The sequence below is a fragment of the Streptomyces sp. SM11 genome, from assembly GCF_002910905.1.
In the GTDB taxonomy this organism is placed as follows: domain Bacteria; phylum Actinomycetota; class Actinomycetes; order Streptomycetales; family Streptomycetaceae; genus Streptomyces.
Map to the genome: position 1 here is coordinate 1 of NZ_NEUE01000041.1, position 23,396 is coordinate 23,396.

General features: G+C 70.6%; 19 protein-coding genes. 10 read left to right on the forward strand and 9 right to left on the reverse strand.

Annotated features, from left to right (window positions below; all coding sequences use genetic code 11):
• Positions 1 to 314 precede the first annotated feature (314 nt).
• The gene (locus B9S58_RS02425; RefSeq protein ID WP_003968728.1) at positions 315 to 578 is read right to left on the reverse strand and encodes a WhiB family transcriptional regulator; all 264 of its coding nucleotides are present in this window, start codon (positions 576 to 578) and stop codon (positions 315 to 317) included.
• Between the two features lie 696 nt (positions 579 to 1,274).
• On the opposite strand from B9S58_RS02425, the gene B9S58_RS02430 reads away from it, so the two are divergent.
• From B9S58_RS02430 to B9S58_RS02440, 3 genes are read left to right on the forward strand one after another with little or no spacing between them, the layout of a single operon-like run.
• A complete protein-coding gene (locus B9S58_RS02430; protein ID WP_103530492.1) occupies positions 1,275 to 1,775 on the forward strand; it encodes a cysteine dioxygenase family protein in 501 nt (166 codons plus the stop codon).
• A gap of 13 nt (positions 1,776 to 1,788) precedes the next feature.
• Positions 1,789 to 2,745, forward strand: a complete 957-nt coding sequence (gene cofD / locus B9S58_RS02435; RefSeq protein ID WP_103530493.1) for a 2-phospho-L-lactate transferase — start codon at positions 1,789 to 1,791, stop codon at positions 2,743 to 2,745.
• Positions 2,742 to 4,076, forward strand: coding sequence for a coenzyme F420-0:L-glutamate ligase (locus B9S58_RS02440; protein ID WP_103530494.1), 1,335 nt, complete (start codon positions 2,742 to 2,744; stop codon positions 4,074 to 4,076). The genes cofD and B9S58_RS02440 overlap by 4 nt, the downstream gene beginning before the upstream one ends.
• A gap of 147 nt (positions 4,077 to 4,223) precedes the next feature.
• Here B9S58_RS02440 and B9S58_RS02445 read toward each other — a convergent pair whose 3' ends face one another.
• The 3 genes from B9S58_RS02445 to B9S58_RS02455 form a co-directional block, all read right to left on the reverse strand.
• Complete coding sequence (locus B9S58_RS02445) at positions 4,224 to 5,216, reverse strand: DNA-3-methyladenine glycosylase (RefSeq protein ID WP_103530495.1); 993 nt, start codon at positions 5,214 to 5,216, stop codon at positions 4,224 to 4,226.
• A gap of 74 nt (positions 5,217 to 5,290) precedes the next feature.
• Positions 5,291 to 6,382, reverse strand: coding sequence for an NDP-sugar synthase (locus tag B9S58_RS02450; protein WP_103530496.1), 1,092 nt, complete (start codon positions 6,380 to 6,382; stop codon positions 5,291 to 5,293).
• 79 nt (positions 6,383 to 6,461) lie between these two features.
• The gene (locus B9S58_RS02455) at positions 6,462 to 8,012 is read right to left on the reverse strand and encodes an N-acetylmuramoyl-L-alanine amidase (protein WP_103530497.1); all 1,551 of its coding nucleotides are present in this window, start codon (positions 8,010 to 8,012) and stop codon (positions 6,462 to 6,464) included.
• A gap of 137 nt (positions 8,013 to 8,149) precedes the next feature.
• On the opposite strand from B9S58_RS02455, the gene B9S58_RS02460 reads away from it, so the two are divergent.
• From B9S58_RS02460 to B9S58_RS02475, 4 genes are all read left to right on the forward strand, one after another.
• Positions 8,150 to 8,902: a TIGR03089 family protein gene (locus B9S58_RS02460; RefSeq protein ID WP_103530498.1), complete on the forward strand. Its 753-nt coding sequence runs from the start codon at positions 8,150 to 8,152 to the stop codon at positions 8,900 to 8,902.
• 177 nt (positions 8,903 to 9,079) lie between these two features.
• A complete protein-coding gene (locus tag B9S58_RS02465; RefSeq protein WP_103530499.1) occupies positions 9,080 to 10,618 on the forward strand; it encodes an LCP family protein in 1,539 nt (512 codons plus the stop codon).
• A 479-nt stretch (positions 10,619 to 11,097) separates the two neighbouring features.
• The gene (locus B9S58_RS02470) at positions 11,098 to 12,627 is read left to right on the forward strand and encodes an LCP family protein (RefSeq protein WP_103530500.1); all 1,530 of its coding nucleotides are present in this window, start codon (positions 11,098 to 11,100) and stop codon (positions 12,625 to 12,627) included.
• 51 nt (positions 12,628 to 12,678) lie between these two features.
• Positions 12,679 to 14,403, forward strand: a complete 1,725-nt coding sequence (locus B9S58_RS02475) for an LCP family protein (RefSeq protein WP_103530501.1) — start codon at positions 12,679 to 12,681, stop codon at positions 14,401 to 14,403.
• An 89-nt stretch (positions 14,404 to 14,492) separates the two neighbouring features.
• Here B9S58_RS02475 and B9S58_RS02480 read toward each other — a convergent pair whose 3' ends face one another.
• Positions 14,493 to 15,521, reverse strand: a complete 1,029-nt coding sequence (locus tag B9S58_RS02480) for a glycosyltransferase family 2 protein (protein WP_103530502.1) — start codon at positions 15,519 to 15,521, stop codon at positions 14,493 to 14,495.
• 382 nt (positions 15,522 to 15,903) lie between these two features.
• Here B9S58_RS02480 and B9S58_RS02485 point away from each other — a divergent pair, with 382 nt between their 5' ends.
• Complete coding sequence (locus tag B9S58_RS02485; RefSeq protein ID WP_103530503.1) at positions 15,904 to 17,286, forward strand: LCP family protein; 1,383 nt, start codon at positions 15,904 to 15,906, stop codon at positions 17,284 to 17,286.
• A 116-nt stretch (positions 17,287 to 17,402) separates the two neighbouring features.
• Here the strand turns inward: B9S58_RS02485 and B9S58_RS02490 are convergent, their stop codons facing one another.
• Positions 17,403 to 17,972 carry an acyl-CoA thioesterase gene (locus B9S58_RS02490; RefSeq protein WP_181009156.1) on the reverse strand — a complete coding sequence of 190 codons (570 nt, stop codon included), beginning with the start codon at positions 17,970 to 17,972 and terminating at the stop codon, positions 17,403 to 17,405.
• Between the two features lie 117 nt (positions 17,973 to 18,089).
• Here B9S58_RS02490 and B9S58_RS02495 point away from each other — a divergent pair, with 117 nt between their 5' ends.
• Positions 18,090 to 19,418: an LCP family protein gene (locus B9S58_RS02495; protein WP_103530504.1), complete on the forward strand. Its 1,329-nt coding sequence runs from the start codon at positions 18,090 to 18,092 to the stop codon at positions 19,416 to 19,418.
• Between the two features lie 69 nt (positions 19,419 to 19,487).
• On the opposite strand, the gene B9S58_RS02500 is transcribed toward B9S58_RS02495, so the two are convergent.
• From B9S58_RS02500 to B9S58_RS02510, 3 genes are all read right to left on the reverse strand, one after another.
• Positions 19,488 to 20,534, reverse strand: a complete 1,047-nt coding sequence (locus tag B9S58_RS02500) for a DUF5954 family protein (protein ID WP_103530505.1) — start codon at positions 20,532 to 20,534, stop codon at positions 19,488 to 19,490.
• 192 nt (positions 20,535 to 20,726) lie between these two features.
• On the reverse strand, positions 20,727 to 20,933 hold the full coding sequence (locus B9S58_RS02505; protein WP_103530506.1) for a DUF397 domain-containing protein: 207 nt from the start codon (positions 20,931 to 20,933) through the stop codon (positions 20,727 to 20,729).
• Positions 20,930 to 21,853, reverse strand: a complete 924-nt coding sequence (locus B9S58_RS02510) for a helix-turn-helix domain-containing protein (RefSeq protein ID WP_374935648.1) — start codon at positions 21,851 to 21,853, stop codon at positions 20,930 to 20,932. Before B9S58_RS02510 ends, B9S58_RS02505 begins: the two co-directional genes overlap by 4 nt.
• Before the next feature lie 380 nt (positions 21,854 to 22,233).
• Here B9S58_RS02510 and B9S58_RS02515 point away from each other — a divergent pair, with 380 nt between their 5' ends.
• Positions 22,234 to 23,214: a hypothetical protein gene (locus B9S58_RS02515; protein ID WP_103530508.1), complete on the forward strand. Its 981-nt coding sequence runs from the start codon at positions 22,234 to 22,236 to the stop codon at positions 23,212 to 23,214.
• Positions 23,215 to 23,396 lie beyond the last annotated feature (182 nt).

A 23,396-nucleotide genomic window follows, 5' to 3' on the forward strand; every position in this document is an offset into this window, starting at 1 on the left:
GGCTCGCGGGTGGAACGGCCCGGGATGGTCCGGGAAGCGGCCGGGGCCTGGTCGGGGCTTGGAGCCGGGGCTTGATCGGGGAAGCGCCCGGGACCTGTCGGGGAAGCACCCGAGGCCTGGTCGGGGGTCCGGACTTGGGGCCGGGGCCTGGTCGGGGAAGCGCCCGAGGCCTGGTCCGGGCTTGGGGCCGGAGTGGGCCCGGGAAATGTCAGGGCCTGGTCGAGGAGGACCTGGATGCGCCCGGGCTCGGGGGTAGGTGTGCGGTGGTCGGCGGCCGGCGCTTCCCGGGTGGCGGGGCCGGTGGGGGGCGGACCTCAGATGGCGGCCTTCTTGAGGCGTCGGCGCTCCCGCTCGGAGAGCCCGCCCCAGATGCCGAAGCGTTCGTCGTTGGAGAGGGCGTACTCAAGGCATTCCGAGCGCACCTCACAGGCGAGGCAGACCTTCTTGGCCTCGCGGGTGGATCCACCCTTTTCGGGAAAGAAGGACTCGGGATCGGTCTGGGCGCACAGTGCGCGCTCCTGCCAGCCGAGTTCCTCGTCCGCGTCCTCGACCAGCAGTTGCTGGAACAGCTCGGTCATGTGCGCCCCTCGTCTGTCTCTTGCGTCCCGTGATGCAGCCGTTTGCGGCTGAACGACACGAGTGAAATTACAAGTGTGTAGCTCCGGGCCAGTCAAGCGAGGATCTGCTATTGGCCCAGGGATTCACTCTGCGGAACCAAGCGTATGCAGAAAGTGTTCAAATCAGCAAAAACCTGACATACGCCACAGGCCATCCAGCTCCGCACCCTCTCGCGAGAGAGACGAACGAGGGCGCCCTCGTGTTGCGATTCGATCACTGAAGCGATCAAGATCACAGTCAGGTCACGGAGCGTCAGCCATGTTTGGGGGCGCGGATGATGCGCCACATGTCCTTGCCTGTGGGCACATAAACCTTTCCCCGAATCCGGCAACCGGAAGGAGTGAAACATTGCCCCCATATCGGTCATTGGGTTGACAGCGGACGACCGAGCCGGTCTCCTTGGTTTCATGCCAGCGACTACAGCGATGCACGACACCCACGTCCGTGGGTTCCGCAGCGCTGTCCAGGCCCGCTGTTGCTGTTCCAGCTGTTGATGCCGTAGCGCTCCAGCTCTGATCCAGCGTCCCCGGCTCTCGGTCGGGCGCCTTTTCTTTCTCGCAGCTCCCGCACTTCTCCGCAGCTCCTTCCGAGCTGCTGACGCCCACCGCGACTCCCCCGCACGTGCACCCCCCCCATGCCGAGGAACCACCGCAGCCATGAACAGCGACAGCGACCTTCAGATCGCCGGCGACATCCTTGAGGTCCAGCACCTCCTGCAGCCCGCCCGCGAGCACCCCTCCACCGTCTCCGAGTTCGTCGGCCTCGCACGCTCCATCGCGGCCGACCGCGCCCAGTGGGCCGGAATCGTCCAGTACGACTCCGCCTCCCGCTGGTACCACCGCCTGCACCAGGGCCCCGGCTACGAGGTGTGGCTGCTCAGCTGGGTGCCCGGGCAGGGCAGCGGGCTCCATGACCACGGCCTCTCCGCCGGCGTACTGACGGTCCTGGAAGGCGAGTTGACCGAGCACACCGAGCACGGGACGCGGCCCCTCGGCGCGGGCGCGCAGCGCGCCTTCGCCCCGGGGTACGTCCACGAAGTGGTCAACGACTCGCTCGAACCGGCCGTCAGTCTGCACATCTACTACCCGGGCCTGACCGAGATGCCGATGCACGCCGCGCAAAGCGCCCCGACGGCCATGGACGTCGTACCCGCCTGACAAACTGCTGTGCATGCGCATTGTTGTTCTGGCCGGTGGTATCGGCGGTGCCCGCTTTCTGCGCGGCCTCAAGCAGGCCGCGCCCGACGCGGACGTCACGGTGATCGGCAACACGGGTGATGACATCCATCTGTTCGGGCTGAAGGTCTGTCCCGACCTCGACACCGTGATGTACACCCTCGGCGGTGGCATCAACGAGGAGCAGGGCTGGGGGCGGACCGACGAGACCTTCCAGGTCAAGGAGGAGCTCGCGGCGTACGGCGTGGGCCCCGGGTGGTTCGGGCTCGGCGACCGTGACTTCGCGACCCATATCGTCCGTACGCAGATGCTGGGCGCGGGTTATCCGCTGAGCGCGGTCACCGAGGCGCTCTGCGCCCGCTGGCAGCCGGGTGTGCGGCTGCTCCCCATGTCCGACGACCGGGTCGAGACGCATGTCGCCGTCGAGATGGACGGCGAGAGCAAGGCGATCCACTTCCAGGAGTACTGGGTGAAGCTGCGCGCCTCCGTCGTGGCGCAGGCGATCGTGCCGGTCGGGGCGGAGCAGGCCAAGCCGGCTCCGGGGGTGCTGGAGGCCATCGGTTCCGCCGATGTCATCGTCTTCCCGCCGTCGAACCCGGTGGTGTCCATCGGCACGATCCTCGCCGTGCCCGGGATCCGGGAGGCGATCGCCGAGGCCGGGGTGCCGGTCGTCGGCCTCTCCCCCATCGTCGGGGACGCGCCCGTGCGCGGGATGGCGGACAAGGTCCTCGCGGCTGTGGGCGTCGAGTCGACGGCGGCCGCCGTGGCCCAGCACTACGGTTCGGGGCTGCTGGACGGGTGGCTGGTCGACACGGTGGACGCCGGTGCGGTCGGCGAGGTCGAGGCGGCGGGGATCCGCTGCCGGTCGGTGCCGCTGATGATGACGGACGTGGACACGACCGCGGAGATGGCCCGGCAGGCGCTGGATCTGGCCGAGGAGGTCCGGGCGTGAGCGGTTCTCCCGGTGCCGACGGTGACGGTGCTCCCTCGTTCCGGGTCTGGGCGCTGCGCGGGATTCCCGAGGTCCGGGCCGGGGACGATCTCGCCAAGCTGATCGCCGCGGCCTCGCCGGGCCTGATCGACGGGGACGTTCTGCTCGTCACCTCGAAGATCGTCTCCAAGGCGGAGGGCCGGATCGTCCGGGCCGCCGACCGGGAAGCCGCGATCGATGCCGAGACCGTGCGGGTCGTGGCCCGGCGCGGGCCGCTGCGGATCGTGGAGAACCGGCAGGGTCTGGTCATGGCCGCCGCCGGGGTCGACGCCTCGAACACGCCGGCCGGGACCGTGCTGCTGCTGCCGGAGGACCCCGACGCCTCCGCGCGCGCCATCCGGGACGGGCTGCGGGACACCCTCGGTGTCGATGTCGGCGTCGTCGTCACGGACACCTTCGGGCGGCCCTGGCGCAACGGGCTGACCGACGTCGCGATCGGTGCGGCCGGAGTACGGGTGCTGGACGATCTGCGCGGCGGGACGGACGCGTACGGCAATCCGCTCAGCGCCACGGTCGTGGCCACGGCGGACGAGCTGGCCGCCGCCGGGGACCTGGTCAAGGGCAAGGCAGAGGGGCTGCCGGTCGCCGTGGTGCGGGGGCTGCCGCAGGTGGTCTCCTCCGATGACGCGGACAGCACGGGCGCTCGTGCGCTCGTACGGGGTGCGGCCGACGACATGTTCCGGCTCGGGACGTCCGAGGCCGTGCGGGAAGCGGTGACGCTGCGGCGTACCGTGCGCGAGTTCACCGACGAGCCGGTGGATCCGGGGGCCGTGCGGCGGGCCGTCGCCGCTGCCGTCACCGCCCCTGCGCCTCATCACACGACGCCGTGGCGGTTCGTGCTGCTGGAGTCGGCCGAGTCACGGACGCGGCTGCTCGACGCGATGCGGGACGCGTGGATCGAGGACCTGCGGCGTGACGGCAGGAGCGAGGAGTCGATCGCCAAGCGGGTGCGGCGCGGCGATGTGCTGCGCGACGCGCCGTATCTGGTGGTGCCGTGCCTGGTGATGGACGGCTCCCATACGTACGGGGACGAGCGCCGCGACACGGCGGAGCGCGAGATGTTCGTGGTCGCGGCCGGAGCGGGCGTGCAGAACTTCCTGGTGGCGCTGGCCGGTGAGCGGCTGGGGTCGGCGTGGGTGTCCTCGACGATGTTCTGCCGGCCGGTGGTGCGGGAGGTGCTGTCGCTGCCGTCGTCCTGGGATCCGTTGGGGGCGGTGGCTGTGGGGCATGCGGTGGGGGTGGCCCGGGAGCGGGCGGCTCGGGATGCGGAGGCGTTTCTCACCGTGCGGTGAGGTGGGCGGGGGTGGGTGCGGGGGCCGCTGCGCGGGGCTTGTCCCCTACCCGCCCCTTCCCGAAACCGGGGCGCTGCCCCGGTCCCCCTTTTGTCCTCAAGCGCCGGAGGGGCTTAGAAAGCCAAGCGCCGGAAGGGCTTGAGCAAGCTACAGGTTCGTGATGTTGCCCGGGGTCATCCTCGGGGCCCGGCGGGCCGGAGTGCGGCCCGAGAGCAGGATCAGGCGGGTCGCTCGGTGGCGCTGGCCCTCGTACGGGGTCAGCAGGGTCAGCATCTCCTCGTCGTCCGCGTCTCGGTTGTCCGCCAGGGCGTGGCCCACGATGCCCGGGAGGTGCAGGTCGCCGACCGTGACCGCGTCCGCAGCGCCGTTCGAGCGCTGGAGGGTCTCGGCCGAGGTCCAGGGGCCGATGCCGGGGATCAGCTGCAGGCGGGTCCGGGCCTCGGGGAGGTCCATCGTCGCCGCCTCCTCCAGGCGGCGGGCCACGCGTACCGCGCGCAGGATCGTCGACGACCGCTTGGCGTCGACGTTCGCCCTGTGCCATTCCCAGGACGGGATCATCGCCCATCCGCGCGAGTCCGGCATGACGTGCAGGTCCAGGTCCGCGGTGGGGCCCGGGGCCGGGGTGCCGAAGCGGCGGACCAGCTGGCGCCAGGCCCGGTACGCCTCGTCCGTGGTGACCTTCTGCTCCAGGATCGACGGGATCAGCGATTCCATGACCAGGCCCGTACGCAGCAGGCGCAGGCCTGGGCGGCGGTGCCGGGTCAGGGCCAGCAGGCGGTGGCGGGGGACGAACGCGTCCGGGTCGTCCGCCGCGCCCAGGAGTGCGGGGAGCCCCGCCAGCAGCCAGTCCGCTCCGGGGCCCCAGGCCGTCGCCGTGATCCGGTCGCCGCGCGCCGCCACCCGCAGGGTGCCGGGGCCCTCGGGCGTGCGGGTGGCCCGCCAGAACGTGCCGTCCGCGGCCATCCGGAACGTGGGGTCCGCCGGTCCCCGGCGCAGGGGGCCGAGGACCAGGCGGAGGTCCAGTGGGCCGGGCGGGGTCCATTCCCGGGTCAGCGGCGGGCCGTCGTGCGCGGAGGACGGAGGAGCCGGCCGCGTCGGCGGCGCCGCTCGCGCGGAGCGGGGGGCGAATCGTCCTGCCACGGGTGGGCCTCGGTGTTCTTGGTGCGGAGGTCGGTTCCTCTCGCGGGTCCTTGTCGAGGGTACGGGTTCGCGGTCTACTGGTCGGAGGAGAAGCGGACCGAGGCGTCCGGCAGGACCGCGTCGCACCAGATCCTGACCCCGTCGCGCAGTTCGTTGTCCGCGCCCACCTGCGCCCCGTCGCCGATCACCGCGCCCGCCAGCACCGTACGGCCACCGATCCGGGCGCCTGCTCCGACCAGCGAGTCCGTGATGACCGCGGCCGCCTCGACGACCGCGCCCGCCAGGATCGTCGAGCCGTCTATCCTCGCGCCCGCGCCGATCACCGCGTCGGCGCCGACCACCGTGCCGCCGGTGAGCTTGGCGTCCGGGGCCACGGAGGCGGTCGGCAGGACCAGGCGGTCGCCGCAGCGGCCGGGGACCGCCGGGGACGGGGCGCGGCCGAGGACGAGGTCGGCGGAGCCGCGGACGAAGGCCCCCGGGGTGCCCAGGTCCAGCCAGTACGTGGAGTCGACCATGCCCTGGAGGTGGGCGCCGGAGGCGAGCAGTCCGGGGAAGGTCTCGCGTTCGACGGAGACCGGGCGGCCGGTGGGGATGCTGTCGATGACCGAGCGTCGGAAGATGTACGCCCCGGCGTTGATCTGGTCGGTGACGATCTCTTCCGGCGTCTGCGGCTTCTCCAGGAAGGCCGTGACCCGGCCCGTCGCGTCGGTCGGCACGAGGCCGAAGGCGCGTGGGTCCTCGACCCGGGTCAGGTGGAGGGAGACATCCGCCCCGGAGACGGTGTGCGAGGTGGCCAGGGCCCGGATGTCGAGCCCGGTCAGGATGTCGCCGTTGAAGATCAGGACCGGTTCGTCCGGCCCCGAGGACAGCTTCGGCGCGACGTTGCGGATGGCTCCGCCGGTGCCGAGCGGCTCCTGCTCGGTGACGTACTCGATGTGCAGGCCGAGCGAGGAACCGTCGCCGAAGTACGGCTCGAAGACCTCCGCCAGGTAGGACGTGGCGAGCACGATGTGCTCCACCCCGGCCGCCCTGGCCCGCGCCAGCTGGTGGGTGAGGAAGGGGACCCCCGCCGCCGGAACCATCGGCTTCGGGGTGTGCACCGTGAGCGGGCGCAGCCGGGTGCCTTTGCCACCGACCAGGAGAATCGCTTCTTTTGCCTCTGTCACAGCACCGTCTCTGCTTCCTGCTGGGGCCTGGCCTGGTTGTGGCTGGCCAGTCTAAGCAGACCGGTCGGATACGCCCCGGTCAGCGGCCCTGCAGTTTGGCGGAGGTGGTCCGGGCCGTGCCGAGCTTCTTGTAGAGACGCGCTCCGGGGCATTCGGTTGCGAAACCGTCCCGATGGCCCGAGATGACGTTCATTTTGACCTTCCTGCCGTACTTGTACTTGCCGCTTCCACCGGAGACGAGGGTGACCTTGCCCTTGGGGTTGGCCCCGAACAGTCCGAGCTTCCAGGCGGTGAGCTTGGAGACGGCGTTCACTGCGGCGGCGGGCGGGTTGGTGGAGGAGTAGGTGCCGAGCACCGCGACCCCCATGGTGTTGGTGTTGAAGCCCAGGGTGTGTGCTCCGAGGACCGCCCTCGCGACGCCTCCGGCCCGGCCCTCGTAGATGTTTCCGCACTTGTCGATGGCGAAGTTGTAGCCGATGTCGCGCCAGCCACTGCTCTGGGTGTGGTAGCGGTAGATGCTGCGGAGCATCGAAGGGGCCTGCTTGCAGGTGTAGTTGTTGCCGGTCGCGCTGTGGTGCACGAAGGCCGCCCTGACGGTCTTGGTGTACGCGAAGTTGCGCTCGCGGAGCCTCTCGTCCGCGCCCCAGCCCTTGCGGGTGATGATCCCCGGCCGGGGTCCGATGTACGGCTTCGCCCCGGCCGCGACGATCGCCGTCTCCTCCGTCTCCGCCTTGGTCAGCGCGGGGATGACGGCCGCGCCGAGCGGGGCGAGCTCCGCGTTGACGGCCGAGGCGGCGGCGGATTCGGCGGTGAGCGCCTCCGGCACGACCGTCGTCGGCGGCGCCGGGTTGCCGGCGAACGTCGCCGGGGTCGCGGCGGACCGGCCGGCCCGGCCGGTGGGAGCGTCGCGGGCGGGTTCCGGTGCGGGGTCCTCGCCGGGAGCGACGAGTTCGAGGCGCAGCCCTTCGGGGAGCGGTACGGCGGCGGACCGGTGCTGCGGATCGGCAGCCTCCGGGCGTACGCGTACCTCCACGCCGTCCGAGTCGCCGACCCAGAGCGGGGCCGTCGCTCCGCGCACGGCGCCGGACGTCCGCTCGTCGCTGCCGAGGTCCGCGGCGTGCTCGGCGTTGTGGGTCTCGACGTCCTGCCAGTCCGACCAGCTCGTGCCGCCGGTCGCCCGGGTGCGGACCTGGACCGTGCCGTGCAGTTCGGCCTCGGCGTCGTCCCAGACCACGCCCACCAGGGAGAACGGGCGGGCGTCGCGCTGGGCCAGGCCCTGGCCGGCCGCCGCCGGGCCCACGGCGCGGTCGGACGGTGAGGTGAGGGGCTCCAGGGGCAGGGACTGCGTCGAGCCGGCCGGCTCGGCCGCGCGGGTCCCGTCGGCCCGCACGGACGGCGGGGCGGCTTCGGGGGCTTCCGCGTCGGGGGCGGCTTCGGGGGCTTCCGCTGCGTCGGGAGCGGCTTCGGCCCGTACCGACGGCGGGCCGGACCCCGGCGACTCGGGGGACACGGAGAGCGGCCGGGCCGAGGCGGAGTGCGGGGCCGGGGCGGACAGGGCGGGGGCGGCGAGCGGCAGAGTGAGGGCCGCCGCGCAGGTGACGCCGACTGAGGTGACCAATAGTGCACGCATACGCATGATCCTGGCCATACAGTCATGACTCCGGCTACCCGGACATCGGCCTCGACGTGACGCGTCGTCTGCCGAACCGGTGTACGTGACACCCGTTCAGCCCGCCCCGCACAGCGTCCCCGCGTACGCTTGCGCGGATGAACTCCAGCGACCGCACCCCTGCCGACCTGCTGCGATCCGCCCTTGCCGCGGACCCGGCCCGCCCCCTGGTCACCTTCTACGACGACGCCACCGGAGAGCGCGTCGAACTGTCGGTGGCCACCTTGGCCAATTGGGTGGCCAAGACCGCCAATCTGCTCCAGGGCGACCTCGCCGCGGAGCCCGGCGACCGGCTCGCCCTGCTGCTCCCCGCGCACTGGCAGTCCGCGGTCTGGCTGCTCGCCTGCTCTTCCGTCGGGGTCGTCGCCGATGTCCAGGGCGATCCGGCCGCCGCCGACCTCGTGGTGACCGGCCCGGACACCCTGGAGCGGGCGCGGGCCTGCCGGGGTGAGCGGGTCGCTCTCGCCCTGCGTCCGCTGGGCGGCCGATTCCCGCTGGCGCCCGAGGGGTTCGCGGACTACGCGGTGGAGGTGCCGAGCCAGGGCGACCGCTTCGCCCCCTTCGCCCCGGTGGACCCCGAGGCGCCCGCGCTGGCCGTCGGCGGGATGGAGCTGACGGGTGCGCAGCTCGTCGCCAAGGCCCGCGAGGACGCCGGCGCCCTCAGGCTCGTACCGGGGTCCCGGCTGCTCACCGGGCGTACGTACGACACCTGGGACGGGCTGAGCGCCGGGCTCTTCGCGCCGCTGGCGGCCGGTGGGTCCGTGGTGCTGTGCCGCCACCTCGGGCAGCTGGACGCGGACGGGCTGGCCAAGCGGACCGAGAGCGAGCGGGTCACCAACACCGCGGTATGACAAGCGCCCTGAGGGGCACCCGTCCGGCCCACAGCGGGCCGAGTCCTCGGCAATCGGCTCCGGAGCGGGTAGATGATCGGGCGGTACAGACCACTCTCCCGGCCGTGCACAACCAAGCGTGAGTTTCAGCCGTCTACTCCTGCGACCGGCGGCCCCTCGCGCCGCCGAACGTGAAGGATGGACGCAGACGTGACCGACAGTGCTGGCCCGCAGTCCGACCCGGACCACCCGGCCGGGGACAAGCCGCAGGGCAGGTCGCAGGGCAGGTCGCAGGAGAGGCCCGGACCCGAGGGCGTGACCCCCGAGGGCGGAACCCCGGAAGGCGCGGCCCCGGAGGGCGGTGCTCCTCAGGACGGTGCTCCTCAGGACGGCCCCCCTGAAGCCGCCGGGCCCGGAACGCCCGAGAGCTCGGAGAGTACGGAGAACACCGAAAGCGCGGCGGGTTCCGCGAAGGGGGAAGGCGGTGGCGGGGCCGAGGGTGACCCCGCTCCCGGCCGCGGCGGTGACCCCGACGGCGCGGCCGGGAGCGGTGACGGCGTGCGGACCTGGGCCGATCAGCCCAAGGACGGCATCGTCGCCGCGCGCGGGAGCCACTGGCTGCGCTGGACCGCGCTCGCCGCCTCGTTCCTCGTGCTGGTCGCCGCGGGGGCGGGCTGGTGGCTCTACAGGAAGCTCGACGGGAACATCACCACCGACACGAGCGCCGCCGCCGAGCTCAAGGTGTACGAGAAGGAACGGCCGACCCCGGTCGTCATGGACGCGCAGAACATCCTGCTCATCGGGTCCGACAGCCGGGCCGGGGACAACCGTGAGTACGGCCGGGACGACGGCGGCAGCCAGCGCTCCGACACCACGATCCTGCTGCACCTCGCGGCGGACCGGAAGAGCGCGACGGCCGTATCCCTCCCCCGCGACCTGATGGTGGAGATCCCCAGCTGCCGCACCGCGGACGGCAAACAGACACGGGAGCGGTTCACGCAGTTCAACGCGGCGTTCGAGCTCGGCGGCACCGCCTGCACGATCCGCACCGTGGAACGGATGACCGGCATCCGCATCGATCACCACATGGTCGTCGACTTCAACGGCTTCAAGGACATGGTCGACGCCGTGGACGGGGTCGAGGTCTGCCTCAAGGAGCCGATCGACGACAAGGACGCGCACCTGGAGCTCCCGGCCGGCCGGCAGACACTGAACGGCGAGGAGGCCCTCGGCTACGTACGGGCGCGCAAGTCCCTCGGCAACGGCAGCGACACCGAACGGATGGAACGCCAGCAGCAGTTCCTGGGCGCCCTGGTGAACAAGATGCAGAGCAATGGCGTGCTGCTCAACCCGACGCGGCTCTACCCGGTGCTGGACGCGGCGACCAAGTCGCTGACCACGGACCCGGGTCTTGACTCGCTGCGCGACCTGTACGACCTGGTGCGCGGGATGCGCAACGTGCCGACCGAGCAGGTGCAGTTCCTGACCGTGCCGCGGCAGCCGTACCGCAACAACGTGAACCGGGACGAACTCGTCGAACCGGACGCCGGTGACCTGTTCAAGCAACTCCGTGAGGACCGGCCCGTCGCCGTGGTCCCGGCCGACGAACTGGAGGAAGCGCAGCGGGACCAGGAGAGGGAGCAGGACGGGAATCCGGACGAAGCCGGGTCCGAAAGCCCGACGCCCACACCCACCTATTCGGGGTCGAGTGCGGCGGACGACCTGTGCAAGCAGTAAAGCAATCACCAAGACAGAGAACACAATCGACGCATTACAGGAAGAATGCCCGGTTGTAAGGGGCGTTGAATAGGTCACGCACGTCGCTCGACGCGGAATCGGCCGGATAGTGTGACGCGATCCGGTGCTTCCGGCCGTCAGGTCGTGCACTGCTGGAGCGAAGGAACGAGCGCCTTGCCGGGGGAGGGCGCCTCGCGTGGCACCGACGGAGGACGCAGGCAACCGTGGACGCGCACAGTCGTGGACGGGCGGACGATATCGACCCCGCCGACCAGTGGGTACTCAACCCGCACACCGGCAATTACGAATTGCGACTGGACCACTCCGCTGGGGAGTCGAGCAGTCCTTCGCGTACGGCCACGGCTGCCGAAGGAACCGGTCGCCGCGGTGAATCACGGACCGGTTCGTCCCGCGAGGGTTCAGGACGCCGCGGTTCCGGTTCGCGGGAGCGCGAGGGCGCCCCGGACGGGCCGCGCCAGGTGCCCGGCCAGCGCAGCCGCCGCAGCGCCCAGGGGGCGCGCGCGGCCGCCGAACCGCCCGCGCCCGGCCGCCGGAAGCGCAAGCCCAGGAAGTCGCGCAAGAAGAAGGCGCTGCTCTGGACGGGCGGGGTCATGGCGTTCGTCGTGGTCGCCGGCTCGGTCGGCGCGTACATCCTGTACGAGCGGTTCAACGGCAACATCGACACCGTCGACGTGGGGAACGTCGGCAGCAAGGGCGTCGTGAGCGACGGCCCGATGAACATCCTGATCATCGGCACCGACAAACGCACCGGCAAGGGCAACGAGGGGTACGGCGACAAGGGCAGCACCGGCCACGCCGACACCAACATCCTGTTCCACGTCTCCGAGGACCGCACCAACGCGACGGCGATGAGCATCCCGCGCGACCTGATGACGACCATCCCGGACTGCGAGACGAAGCAGCCCGACGGGTCGACGAAGGTGATCCCGGGCGCCGCGAAGGCCCGTTTCAACACCAGTCTCGGCCAGGAGGGCCGCGACCCCGGGTGCACGATGCGGACGGTCGAGGAGATCACCGGCATCCAGCCGGACCACTTCATGATGGTCGACTTCAACGCGGTCAAGGAGCTCACGACGGCGGTCGGCGGCGTCAATGTCTGCATGGCGAAGCCGATCGACGACCCGAAGTCGCATCTGAAGCTGCCCCAGGGCGAGTCGAAGGTGCAGGGCGAAACCGCCCTGGCCCTGCTCCGCACCCGGGACAGCTTCGGCAACCGGAGCGACCTCGACCGGATCAAGGTGCAGCAGCAGTTCCTCGGCTCCATGATCCGGGAGATGAAGTCGAGCGACACGCTCACCAACCCGAAGAAGCTCTTCAAGCTCGCCGACGCGGCCACCAAGGCGCTGACCGTCGACACGGGCATCGGTGACGCGAAGAAGCTGATGACGCTCGCCCAGGAGATCAGCAAGGTCAACACGGAGAACATCACCTTCGTCACGATGCCGGTCAAAGACAACCCGGACGAGCCGAAGCCCGTCACGGTGGTCGTGCACCCGCAGCAGGGCGACCCGCTCTTCGCGATGATGCGATCCGACACCTCCCTGACCGAGGTGAAGCAGAAGGAGAAGGCCGCCAAGAGCAAGCAGGCGGCCCTGCTCAAGGGACCGAAGGCCGCGCCCGAGGACGTACGCGTGGACGTCCTCAACGGCGGTGATATCTCCGGTGGGGCGGGTGCGACCGTCACCTGGCTCCAGAACGAGCAGGGGGTGCTCAAGTCCACCAACAAGGCCAACGCACCCGAGAAGATCAAGAAGACGACGCTGGAGTACGCGCCCAACCAGGCCGATCAGGCCCGGGCGCTCGCCGAGATGATGGGGCTGCCCGCCGCGGCCATGAAGCAGGGCACCGCCGACGCCGAGGGGCTGGAGGCGATGGTGCTCACGCTGGGGGCGGACTTCAAGGGCGCGGGCCAGCTCATCACCGGGCCGGCGAAGGCTCCGGAGGGCGTTGAGCAGGCAAGCGCCGACAAGGCGGTTTGCGCCAAGTGACACCGGGTCACCGCGCCGCAGCGGAAATCTGAACAGCATGGGGGGGGTCCGATGGGACGGAGCAGCACGCGCGGGGAGGGGACGCGATCACGCGTCCGCAACGCCGGTCAGCTCGACCGCGACACGAGCCTGTACGAAGGTGACGGCGACGGGCCGGGAGGCGGTGAGGGACCGGGAGGCGGTGAGCGGCCGGGGGGCGGCGAGCGACCGAGAGGCAGCCGCCGGGCGGCGAAGGGCCGCCGCGGCAACGGCGGTGGCGCCCAGGGGCGCAGCAGCCGCCGCGCGCCCAAGAGCGCCAAGCGGCGTGCACTGCGCTGGAGCGCCTCCGTACTCGCCGTACTGATACTCGGCACCGGCGGCGCCGGTTATCTCTACTACGAGTACCTCAACAGCAACATCAAGAAAGAGGATCTGACCCTCGGCGACAAGCAGATGGCCGATCACAAGGCCAACGCCGCCGGGCAGACCCCGCTCAACATCCTGCTCATCGGTTCCGACGCCCGGGACACCGAAGCCAATCAGAAGCTGGGCGGGGCGAAGAAGACCTTCGGCGCCAAGCCTCTGGCCGATGTGCAGATGCTGCTCCACATTTCGGCGGACCGCAGCAACCTCTCCGTGATCAGCATGCCGCGCGACACCATGCTGAAGATGCCCAAGTGCACGGCCCCGGACGGCGAGGTCTTCCCGGCCAGCACCGTGGACGTACAGACCAACGAGAGTCTGGGCCGCGGTGGTCCCGGGTGCACGGTGGCCACCTGGTACGAGCTGACCGGCATCCGGATCGACCACTTCATGATGATCGACTTCGCCGGTGTGGTCTCGATGGCCGACGCGATCGGCGGCGTCCCCGTCTGCGTCGACGCCAACATCCACTCACGCGACCGGGGCGGCAAGGGCTCCGGGCTGAAGCTGGAGAAGGGCACCACCTACGTCAAGGGCGAGCAGGCCCTCGCGTGGCTGCGCACCCGGTACGGCTTCGAGGGCAACACCGACCTGGGACGGGCGAAGGCCCAGCACCAGTACATGAACTCCATGGTCCGCGAACTGCGCAAGGGCACCAAGCTCACCGACCCGGCGAAGTTGATGAACCTCGCCGAGGCGGCCACCGACGCGCTGACGGTCGACAAGGGCATCAAATCAGTCAAGAAGCTCTACGACCTGGCCGAGGAGTTCAAGAAGGTCCCGACGAAGCGCATCACGATGTCGACCATGCCGAACGTGTACGGCACCGGTGTGAACAAGGGCCGGGTCTACCCGAAGGCGGGCGACGCGGAGCAGCTTTTCCGGATGGTCCGCGAGGACGTGCCGCTGGACGGCAAGGCCTCCAAGCGGAAGAAGCCGGAGGAGCCCAAGGACCCGTCGGCGCCGGTCGGCGAGATCGCCGTCGCCGTACGGAACGGGACCGCGACCGACGCACTCGGACCGGCCTCGGGGCGCGCGGGAGATGTGGCGGAGCAGCTGAAGGAGGCGGGCTTCGGCCAGACCACCGTCGACCCGAACAACGTGACCAGGGCGGCACGGACGGCGATCCTGTATCCGAGCGCGGAGCTGGAGGGCGACGCGCAGGCGGTCGCCAAGGTGCTCGGGGTTCCGTTGTCGCAGGTGAAGAAGTCCACCGACGTCTCGGGGATCTCGCTCGCCGTGGGCGCGGACTGGCGCGAGGGCGGGGCCTACCCGGTGTCCAAGGGCACGGAGAAGACCCCGGAGTCGGCGGGGGCCCTCAACGGCGACGACAAGAATGCGTGCATGAAGGTCAATCCGAACTACACCTGGTGACGCCGTAGACGGACGGACGGACCGACCGTACGCGGCGAAGGGCCCCTGGAAACCGGCGGTTTCCAGGGGCCCTTCGCCGTGCCTGCCGGTCAGACGGTCTCGCTGCTCCCGTTCATCGCCGGGCGGCGGCTCGCGATGACCCGTTTGGCCAGCGACCGGGGGCTGGTGAGGAAGCCGAAGCCCCAGCACATGTGCATGGTCGCCAGCGCCACCGGGATCCGGGCGCGGGCCTTCAGCGGGAGCCCCTTGCCGGCGGGCAGCGACCCGGCGACGATCGCGGCCACGTAGCCGCCCGGGACGGCCAGCGCCCACGGGGTGACGGCCGCGCCCAGGACCAGGCCCGCCGCGATCGCGACGACGGCGGCCGGCGGGGCCAGGTAGCGGAGGTTGATCGAGCCGGGGTGGTAGCGGGCGACGACGTGGCGCCAGCGGCCGTAGTCCTTGTACTGCTTGGCGAGCGCCTTCACCGTGGGGCGCGGGCGGTACTGGACCTTCAGCTCGGGCGAGAACCAGATCAGCCCGCCGGCCTCGCGGATGCGGAAGTTGAGCTCCCAGTCCTGGGCGCGGATGAACTCGACGTTGTAGCCCTCGGCCCGCTCCAGGGCCTCGCGGCGGAAGACGCCGAGATAGACGGTCTCGGCCGGGCCCGCCTGGCCGCCGGTGTGGAAGGCCGCGTTGCCGACGCCGATCTTCGACGTCATCGCGGCGGCGACGGCGTCCTCCCAGGCGTTCTCGCCCTCGGCGTGCATGATGCCGCCGACGTTCTGCGCGCCGGTCTCCTCCAGGAGGCGGACGGCGGTGGCGATGTAGTTCGGCGAGAGCATGCCGTGGCCGTCGACCCGTACGACGACGGGGTGGCGGGAGGCCTTGATCGCCGCGTTGAGGGCGGCGGGGGTGCGGCCGGTGGGGTTGGGCACGGTGTGGACGCGGGGGTCCTCGGCGACGAGCTCGGCGGCGATCTCGTCCGTCCGGTCGGCGGAGGGGCCGAGCGCGATCACGACCTCCATCTCACCGGCGTACTCCTGCTCCAGGATGTGCCGGACCGAGTTCCTGAGATGGCGTTCCTCGTTGAGCACCGGCATGATCACGGAGACGGCGGGGTACTGCGCGGCAGACATGTGGTCCTCGGGTGGTCCTCGGGGGCGCCGGGGGGTGCCGGGGGTGCCGCACCGCAGGAGGCGGGCGCCCCGGGAGGCGGCGTTATTCGGCCGCCACGTTACCGCGAATGGGGGACACCGGTGCGCGCGCCGCCGGGTCGCGGGCCGGGGCGGAGATCGTATGGGCCTACCGTGCGATTGGTCCCCTTGCACCATTGGTCCCCTTGCACCGCAGAGGTGTCTCCCTTGCACCCCGGAGGTGTCTCCCCCCGTGCCCACACCGCAACGACCACAACGGCCCCAGCGCCCGCCGCACCCCCGCACCACTCCCCCGCGACGCCGTCCGCCCCGGGGCACCCGGCCGGCCCTCGCCCGCAGGCAGGACGAGCGGCCGCGCTGGGGCATGCGGGTGGCCACCGGTCTTTCGGTGCTGGTGCTGGGGGCCGGTGGGATCGGTCACGCCGTGGTGAGCAGCCTGGAGGGCGGAATCGGCCGGGTCGATCCGTTCAAGGACATGAAGAACCGCCCGCAGGGGGGCCACGGCACGAATCTGCTGCTCGTCGGCACGGACGGCCGGGACACGATCACCGAGGCCGAGAGGAAGAAGTACCGGCTCGGCGGCGCGCCCTGCCACTGCACCGACACGATCATGCTGGTCCATCTGTCGGCGGACCGGCGGCGGGCGAGCGTGGTCAGCCTCCCCCGGGACAGTTACGCCGAGATGCCCGCCCACACCGACCGCACCACGGGCAAGCACCACGAGAGCCACCCGGTGAAGCTGAACGCCGCGTACGCGGAGGGCGGGCCCACGCTGACCGTGCGGACCGTCGAGAACATGACCGGGGTCAAGGTCGACCACTATCTGGAGGTCGACTTCACCAGCTTCATGAAGACGGTGGACGCGGTCGGCGGGGTGAAGATCTGCACGGCCCGGCCGATGAAGGACTCGTACACCGGTCTGGACCTGCCCGCCGGCACCCATGAGATGGACGGCGGCCAGGCGCTCCAGTACGTACGCTCGCGCCATGTGGACGTGGCCTCCGACCTGGGCCGGATGGAGCGCCAGCAGAAGTTCGTGGCGGCGCTGATCAAACAGGCGACGGGCAGCGGGGTACTGCTGAACCCGGTGAAGTTCCAGCGGGTCGCCGCCTCGGCGCTCGGCTCGGTCCGGGCCGACAAAGGCTTCGGTACGGAGCAGATGCTGGCGCTGGGCAAGGCGATGAAGGACTTCGGTCCGGCCTCGTCGGAATTCGCCTCCGTGCCCATCGGCAATCCCAGCTTCCCGGTCAAGGGCATCGGCTCGACGGTGCAGTGGGACGCGAAGAAGGCGAAGGAGCTGTTCCGGGCCCTGCGCGAGGACAAGCCGCTGGCCCCGTCGAAGCCGAAGCCCGCGGCCGGCCCGAAGGAGCCGCCGGCCACGCTCGTGGACGTGGCACCGAAGGAGGTCCGGGTGCAGGTCTACAACGGGACCCCGAAGGACGGCCTCGGCCGGACGGTGGACGAGGCGCTGCGGGCCACCGGGTTCACCACCAGCGAGGCCCCGCTCAACGGGGAGCTGCGGGATCTGAAGCGGACGCTCGTGGAGTACGACCCGCGCTGGGACCGGTCGGCGAAGTCCCTGGCCACCGCCCTGCCCGGGAGCGAGCTCAAGGCGGTGGAGGGCCGGGGCCCGCTGATGAAGGTGACCGTGGGCTCGGACTTCACGAAGGTGCAGCGGGTGAGGGCGGAGAGCCGGCAGACGGGCGAGTTCTCCACGGTGCGGGGCGACGAGGTGGTGTGCCCGTAACCCGGTGACCGTGCGGGTCGCCTCAGGCCGCCACCCGGTGGCCGTACGGGTACCTCAGCCGTCAACCGGCGACCGTACGGGTACCTCAGCCGCCCCCGACGACCGTACGGTTCGCCTCAGCCGTCCATGCCGTCGGCGGCGCGCTTCTCGCGCAGTTCCTTGATCGCGCGGCGGCGGGCGAGCCGGTGGGTGCGCCGGATCTGCGCCTCCTGGTAGCGCCGGTTGTCGCGCTCGGTCTCGGGGATCACCGGCGGTACGCGGCGCGGCTTGCCGTCCCCGTCGACGGCGGCGAAGACCAGATAGGCGCTGCCGACCTGCTGGGCGGGGGTCGACTCGTTCCAGCGTTCGGCCATCACGCGGACGCCGACCTCCATCGAGGAACGGCCGGTCCAGTTGACCTGCGCGCGTACGTGTACGAGGTCACCGACCCTGACGGGCTCCAGGAAGACCATCTCGTCCATGGAAGCGGTCACCGCGGGCCCGCCGGAGTGCCGGCCGGCCACCGCGCCCGCGGCGTCGTCGACCAGTTTCATGATCACGCCACCGTGCACCGTGCCGAGGAGGTTGGTGTCGTTGCCGGTCATGATGTGGCTGAGGGTGGTTCGGGACGCCGCGGTCGGCTTGCCCGGAATCTCACCCTCCGGGCGGTTGGCCCGATCTGTTATGCCAGTGGCCTGATCTGTCATACAGTCCACCTTATGCGGGGGCAGGGATCCCGCAGAATGCATCAGGTTCGCAACAGCCCTGGTGCGATTTCCCTTACACCCTGTAATAGCTGTGGGCCGGAACGGCACACTGTCGGGATGAACGATTGGCCCGATCGACGGACCGGCGACCGCGACGAGCGCTACGGGCGCGGCAGCGCCAGCCCTCAGCCCGAGAGTGCGCGGGCGATGCCGCACATCCAGCGCCGCCCGGCCCCGCCGCAGAGGCCGCAGGTGCCGCCGCAGAGGCCGCAGACCCCGCCGCGGAGCCAGGGCGGGTACGACGACCGCTACCAGGACGGCGGCTACGGCAACAGCCCCGACCCCGGCTACGACAGCGGCTACAACACGGGCCAGGTCTACGGCTCGGGCGGCGGCGGATCCGACGGCCGGGGCGGCGGCGGCCGTCGCGGCGGCGGTGACGGGGGCCACGTCCAGGGCCGCCCGGCACCGGACTGGCGCCGCCGGATCAAGCTCGGCGCACTGACCCTGGTGGTCGTGCTGCTCACGGTCTCGATCTCGACGTACTTCTGGGCCGACTCGAAGCTGAAGCGCGAGGTCGACCTCGCGAAGGTCATCGAGCGGCCGGAGTCCGGCGACGGCACGAACTACCTGATCGTCGGGTCCGACAGCCGTGAGGGCATGTCGGCCGAGGAGAAGAAGCGGCTGCGCACCGGTTCCGCCGAGGGCAAGCGCACCGACTCGATGATGATCCTGCACGACGGCTCCAGCGGCCCGACGCTGATCTCGCTGCCGCGCGACTCCAACGTCGAGATCCCGTCCTTCAAGGGGTCCGAATCCGGGAAGATGTTCCCGGGCACCGGCCGGCAGGTGAAGCTGAACGCCGCCTACGCCGAGGACGGCCCCGAACTGCTCGTGCGTACCGTGGAGTTCAACACCGGTCTGCGCATCGACCACTACGTCGAGATCGGCTTCGGCGGCTTCGCGAAGATCGTGGACGCGATCGGCGGGGTCGAACTGGACATCCCGAAGGCCTTCAAGGACAAGAAGTCCGGCGCCGACTTCCAGGCCGGCAAGCAGACGCTGAACGGCGAGCAGTCCCTCGCCTTCGTCCGTACCCGCTACGCGTTCGCGGGCAGCGACCTGGACCGTACGAAGAACCAGCAGAAGTTCCTCGCGGCACTGGCGAGCCAGACGGCGACCCCGTCCACGATCATCAACCCGTTCAAGCTGTACCCGACGCTGGGCGCGGGCCTGGACACGCTGATCGTGGACAAGGACATGTCGCTCTGGGCACTGGCCAACATGTTCTTCGCGATGAAGGGCGTCACAGGCGGCGAGGGCACGTCGATGAACATGCCGATCTCGGGCAGCGTCGGCTCCAACCTGGTCTGGGACAAGGCCAAGGTGAAGCAGCTGGTGGAGCAGCTCAACAACGACGAGAAGGTCACGGTCAAGGGCGACTGAGCCCGCGGAAACAGCGGTTGAGGGCGCCGGGCTGTTGCCCGGCGCCCTTTCGTCACCCGGGGCCGCCCTCTACGTGCCGTAGGTGATGTTCCCGTGCTCGTCCATGGGGGGATGCATCTGGGAGGGGCCGTACTCGTCGACGTCGGACGGGCGCGGCTTCTCCGGCCCGTCGGGCCCGATGCGCATCATGCGCTCGACCCGGACGACCTCGAACCGCTTCCCCCGCACGATGAGTTCGTTGGGCCTGCGGCGTGCCATGAACTTCTTCGCGGCCCGCTCGTTGACGGCGGCCTCCTTCTCGTCCACCTTCATCCACGCGGGCAGCTCCGGCATGTCCGGCAGATCCGGCAGTTGGGGCACGGGCCGGGTGAGGTGGTGGACGAGGGCACGCCGGGCGCCCTGCGGGGTCGAGTACTGCCCGGTCACCATCGACCAGGACAACTCCTTCCGCTCCACCACCCGGAACGTCGTCGGGAGGAGCACGACCCCCGGGTGGGTGGTCAACGCCCGCCGCGAGTCGGCCCGTACGTCCCCGGGGAAGCGGTCCGCCGTGTAGGAGAGCTGGAGCAGCCCGGCCCGGTCGATCCCCTCGGTCAGCCCGACGGCGGCCGCGTGATCGACCACGAAGCCCTTGGTGCGGCAGGGGTCGGGGGCGTCCAGGTCCCAGCTGTCGTCGTCCGGGTCGGTGGCCCGGGGCGGCTCCAGGCGCCCGTCGCCGATCCGGGTGAACTCGTCGGCCCGCACGACGCGGTAGCGGACGCCGTCCGCCGTCACCTCGTTGACCGGTTCGGTCTCCAGCCGGGCCACGGCCTCCAGCAGCGACCGCCGCACGGCCCGGTCCTCGGTGTCGTCCTTGGCCTTGAACCAGAGGTGCGAGTTCAGCTCGTCCCGGGCCATCTGCGGGAACCCGGTGTCGAGTTCACCCAGCAGCCGCCAGCGGGGCCGCTCCCCGCGCCGCTGCGCGGCAAGCCCGAACAGCGGCCCCCGGACCACGATGTTCGGATACTTGCGGACCGAGGCGAACGCGTCCGCCTCGGTGACCTCGAAGACCGGGTCGTCGCGGTGGGTGACGTTGATGGTGAGATGGTCCGGCGACTGCCCCGGGTGATCGTCCATGCACTCAGTGTGCCGAAGGAGGCTGCCGGTGTCAGGGTTTCCGCCACAAAGGGCTCCTGCCGTGCGGATCTGACGCCGCCGGCGACCACACCGACGAGCGCGCTCCGCCGCCCGTCGGGGCCGCTGAGCGCGCTCGGCTCGTGCGGGGTGGGGGTGGTGGTGGTGGTGCGTGGGGGTGGTGGTGCGTGGGCCTCAGCTGCCGGAGGCGTACGGGACGAAGTCCGCCCAGGCGGCGGAGTTGAAGCCGAGCTGCGGCCCGGCCAGATCCTTCGAGTCACGGACGTGCACGGTGCTGCGGGCAGCGGCGACCTCGATGCAGGCGGGGCCGTCGTTGCTGCTGTAGCTGCTCTTGAACCACTCCAGGGCGGAGCCGTCTCCACCCGAGGTCTTACGCGTCATGTCTCTCCCAGTACTTTCTCGATGAAGGTCCGTGATTCCCGTGGAGTAAGGCCCTGGGCCCGGACGAGACCGAGCCGTTGCTCCAGGATCCGGATCTCCTTGGGGTCGAAGGTCAGGCGGCTGAACAACTGACTCTCCCATTGTCCCACCGCAGACCCGTCCTTGAACTTGAGAAGCTGGAGCTGTCCGCCCATCCCGGCATGGTCCTCCCGGTCGGTCGGCATCACCTGAATCTCGACATTCCGCAACTGTCCGATCTCCAGCAGGTGTTCGAGCTGGCGGCGCAGCACCGCACGTCCGCCGAGCGGTCGCCGGATCGTCACCTCCTCCAGGACGAAGGTGAGCATGGTCAACGGCTTGCGCCGGAAGATCTCCTGTCGCGCCATGCGTGCCGCGACGTAACGCTCGACCTCGTCGGGTCCGAACGCCGGCCGTCGCATCTCGTAGAGCGCACGGGCATATTCTGCGGTCTGGATAAGCCCGTTGACGTTGTGGTTGTCGTACGCGCCGAGCTCGACCGCTTCCCGTTCGAGCTTGGCGAGGTCCTTCACCTTCTTCGGGTACCTGGCCTCCGCCACGTCCTGCTTCATCGCGGAGATCTTGCCGCCCGCGCCCAGGGCCCTGTCCGTCCCGTCCAGGAACTCCGGCTTGGGGATGCGCCGTCCGCCCTCGACCTTGTAGACGAGGTCCTCGCCGTATCCGATCGCCACGCCCAGCTCGGCGGCCCGCATCCCGGCCGCCTCCCGCCAGAGTTTGACCTGCCGCCCCACGGCGGCCATGACCGCGCTCGAATCGTCGGCCGGATCGATGTCCAGGTCGCGATCCGGCTCGGACACGGTCTCGTCCGCCCCTGCTTCCGTTACTGCTCCCGCACCCGCTTCATGCGCCGTCGGGCTGTGCCTGCCGTGTTCGTCAGCCATGGTGCGCAGCGTAGGGACGGCGGGACGCACCATGAGACGGATCCCCGGAAATCCACCCGAAATCGCTGCTCACACCGGGTCGTGGCGCGTCACGGTCCGGTGAGGGTCCACCGGGTCGTGGCCGACCGCGACCCGGTGGACCGCGACATCAAATACTTAAAGAACCAGGGAAATTACCCAACCCCACCCCACCCGATCCCAGTGGTCAGCTGCGGGAGGGACTGGTCACCCACACGGGTGAGCTTTGCCAACTGAGCTGGATTTTGGCCGGGTTGGCAGGCATATGCTCACGCTGACCACAACCCCAGACATGAGACGGCCCCCGCCGGGACGGCAATCCCGAGCGAGGACCTGACCACCAAGGAAGAAGACCCTTCCCGATGGATACCCAGCACGATATCGCCCTCGCCCATGCCCTGACCGGGATTCCCGGTCCTCTCCCGCCCGCCGGCGTGATCCACGTAGCGATCCCGCACACGAGCCGGTTCACGGTCGTCGGCAACCACCTCGCCCAGCACGCCGAGTTGTCGCTCACCGCGATCGGGATCGGCGTACACATCCAGTCGCTGCCCGTCGGATCCAAGGTCGGCGTCAAGGCGCTCACGGCCCGCTTCCCCGAGGGCGAGACGAGGATCGCCGCCGCCCTGCGCGAGCTGGAGGCCCACGGCTACCTGCACCGGACCCGCGTGAGGTTGACGAAAGGCCGGCTGGCGACCCGTACGGTGTTCTGCAACCAGCCGGGTGCGTTGCTGCGGGGCGGGGCGGTGGTGCCGCCGAGGCCGGTGGCGACTGCACCGATGCCGGTGCCGGTGCCGGTGCCAGCGGTGATGCCTGCGGTGCCCGTGGAAACGGCTACGGTGCCTGAGCCTGCGCCCGCCCCCACCCCCGTACCGGAAGAATCGCACCCGCCGGTCCGCCTACCGTCGCGCACCGCGCCCAAGCCGCCGCGCCCACCGCTCCCCCAGCCCCGCGAACTCACCCCGGAGCTGCGGCAGACCTCCTCCGCGCTCCTCGCCGACCTGCGTCGTCACGCGAAAGAGCTGGTGCTCTCCGAGGAGGACGTCGAGGAGCTGATCCCCGGGGTGGCCGCCTGGCTGGAGCGCGACGCGCACCCCGATGCCATCCGCCATGCCCTGACGACCGAGCTCCCGCAGCCGCCCAAGTACCCGGCGAAGATCGTCAGGCACCGCCTCACCGTGCTCCTGCCGCCGCCGCTCCCCGGTGCTCACGACCTCGTACCGCCCCGCCGGGCTACGACCGCCACCCCGTTCCAGACCTGCGAGGGCTGCGAACGGGCCTTCCGCTCCCACCACCCCGGCCACTGCCGCGACTGCAGGGCCCAGTACTGGGAGGCTGCCTAGCTTGAAAGGGGACGCCCCTTGCCCCGGGCACCGACGACGAGGAGCGGGCACGATGACCATCGCCCCGGACGGCGCACGGCGTGACGCCCACCTCTACCGGGTCATGCGGGAGTTCGTCGCGCGTGCGGACGACACGCTTCCTGGCACATTCGAGATCACCGAGGAAGGGATCGTTCACGACA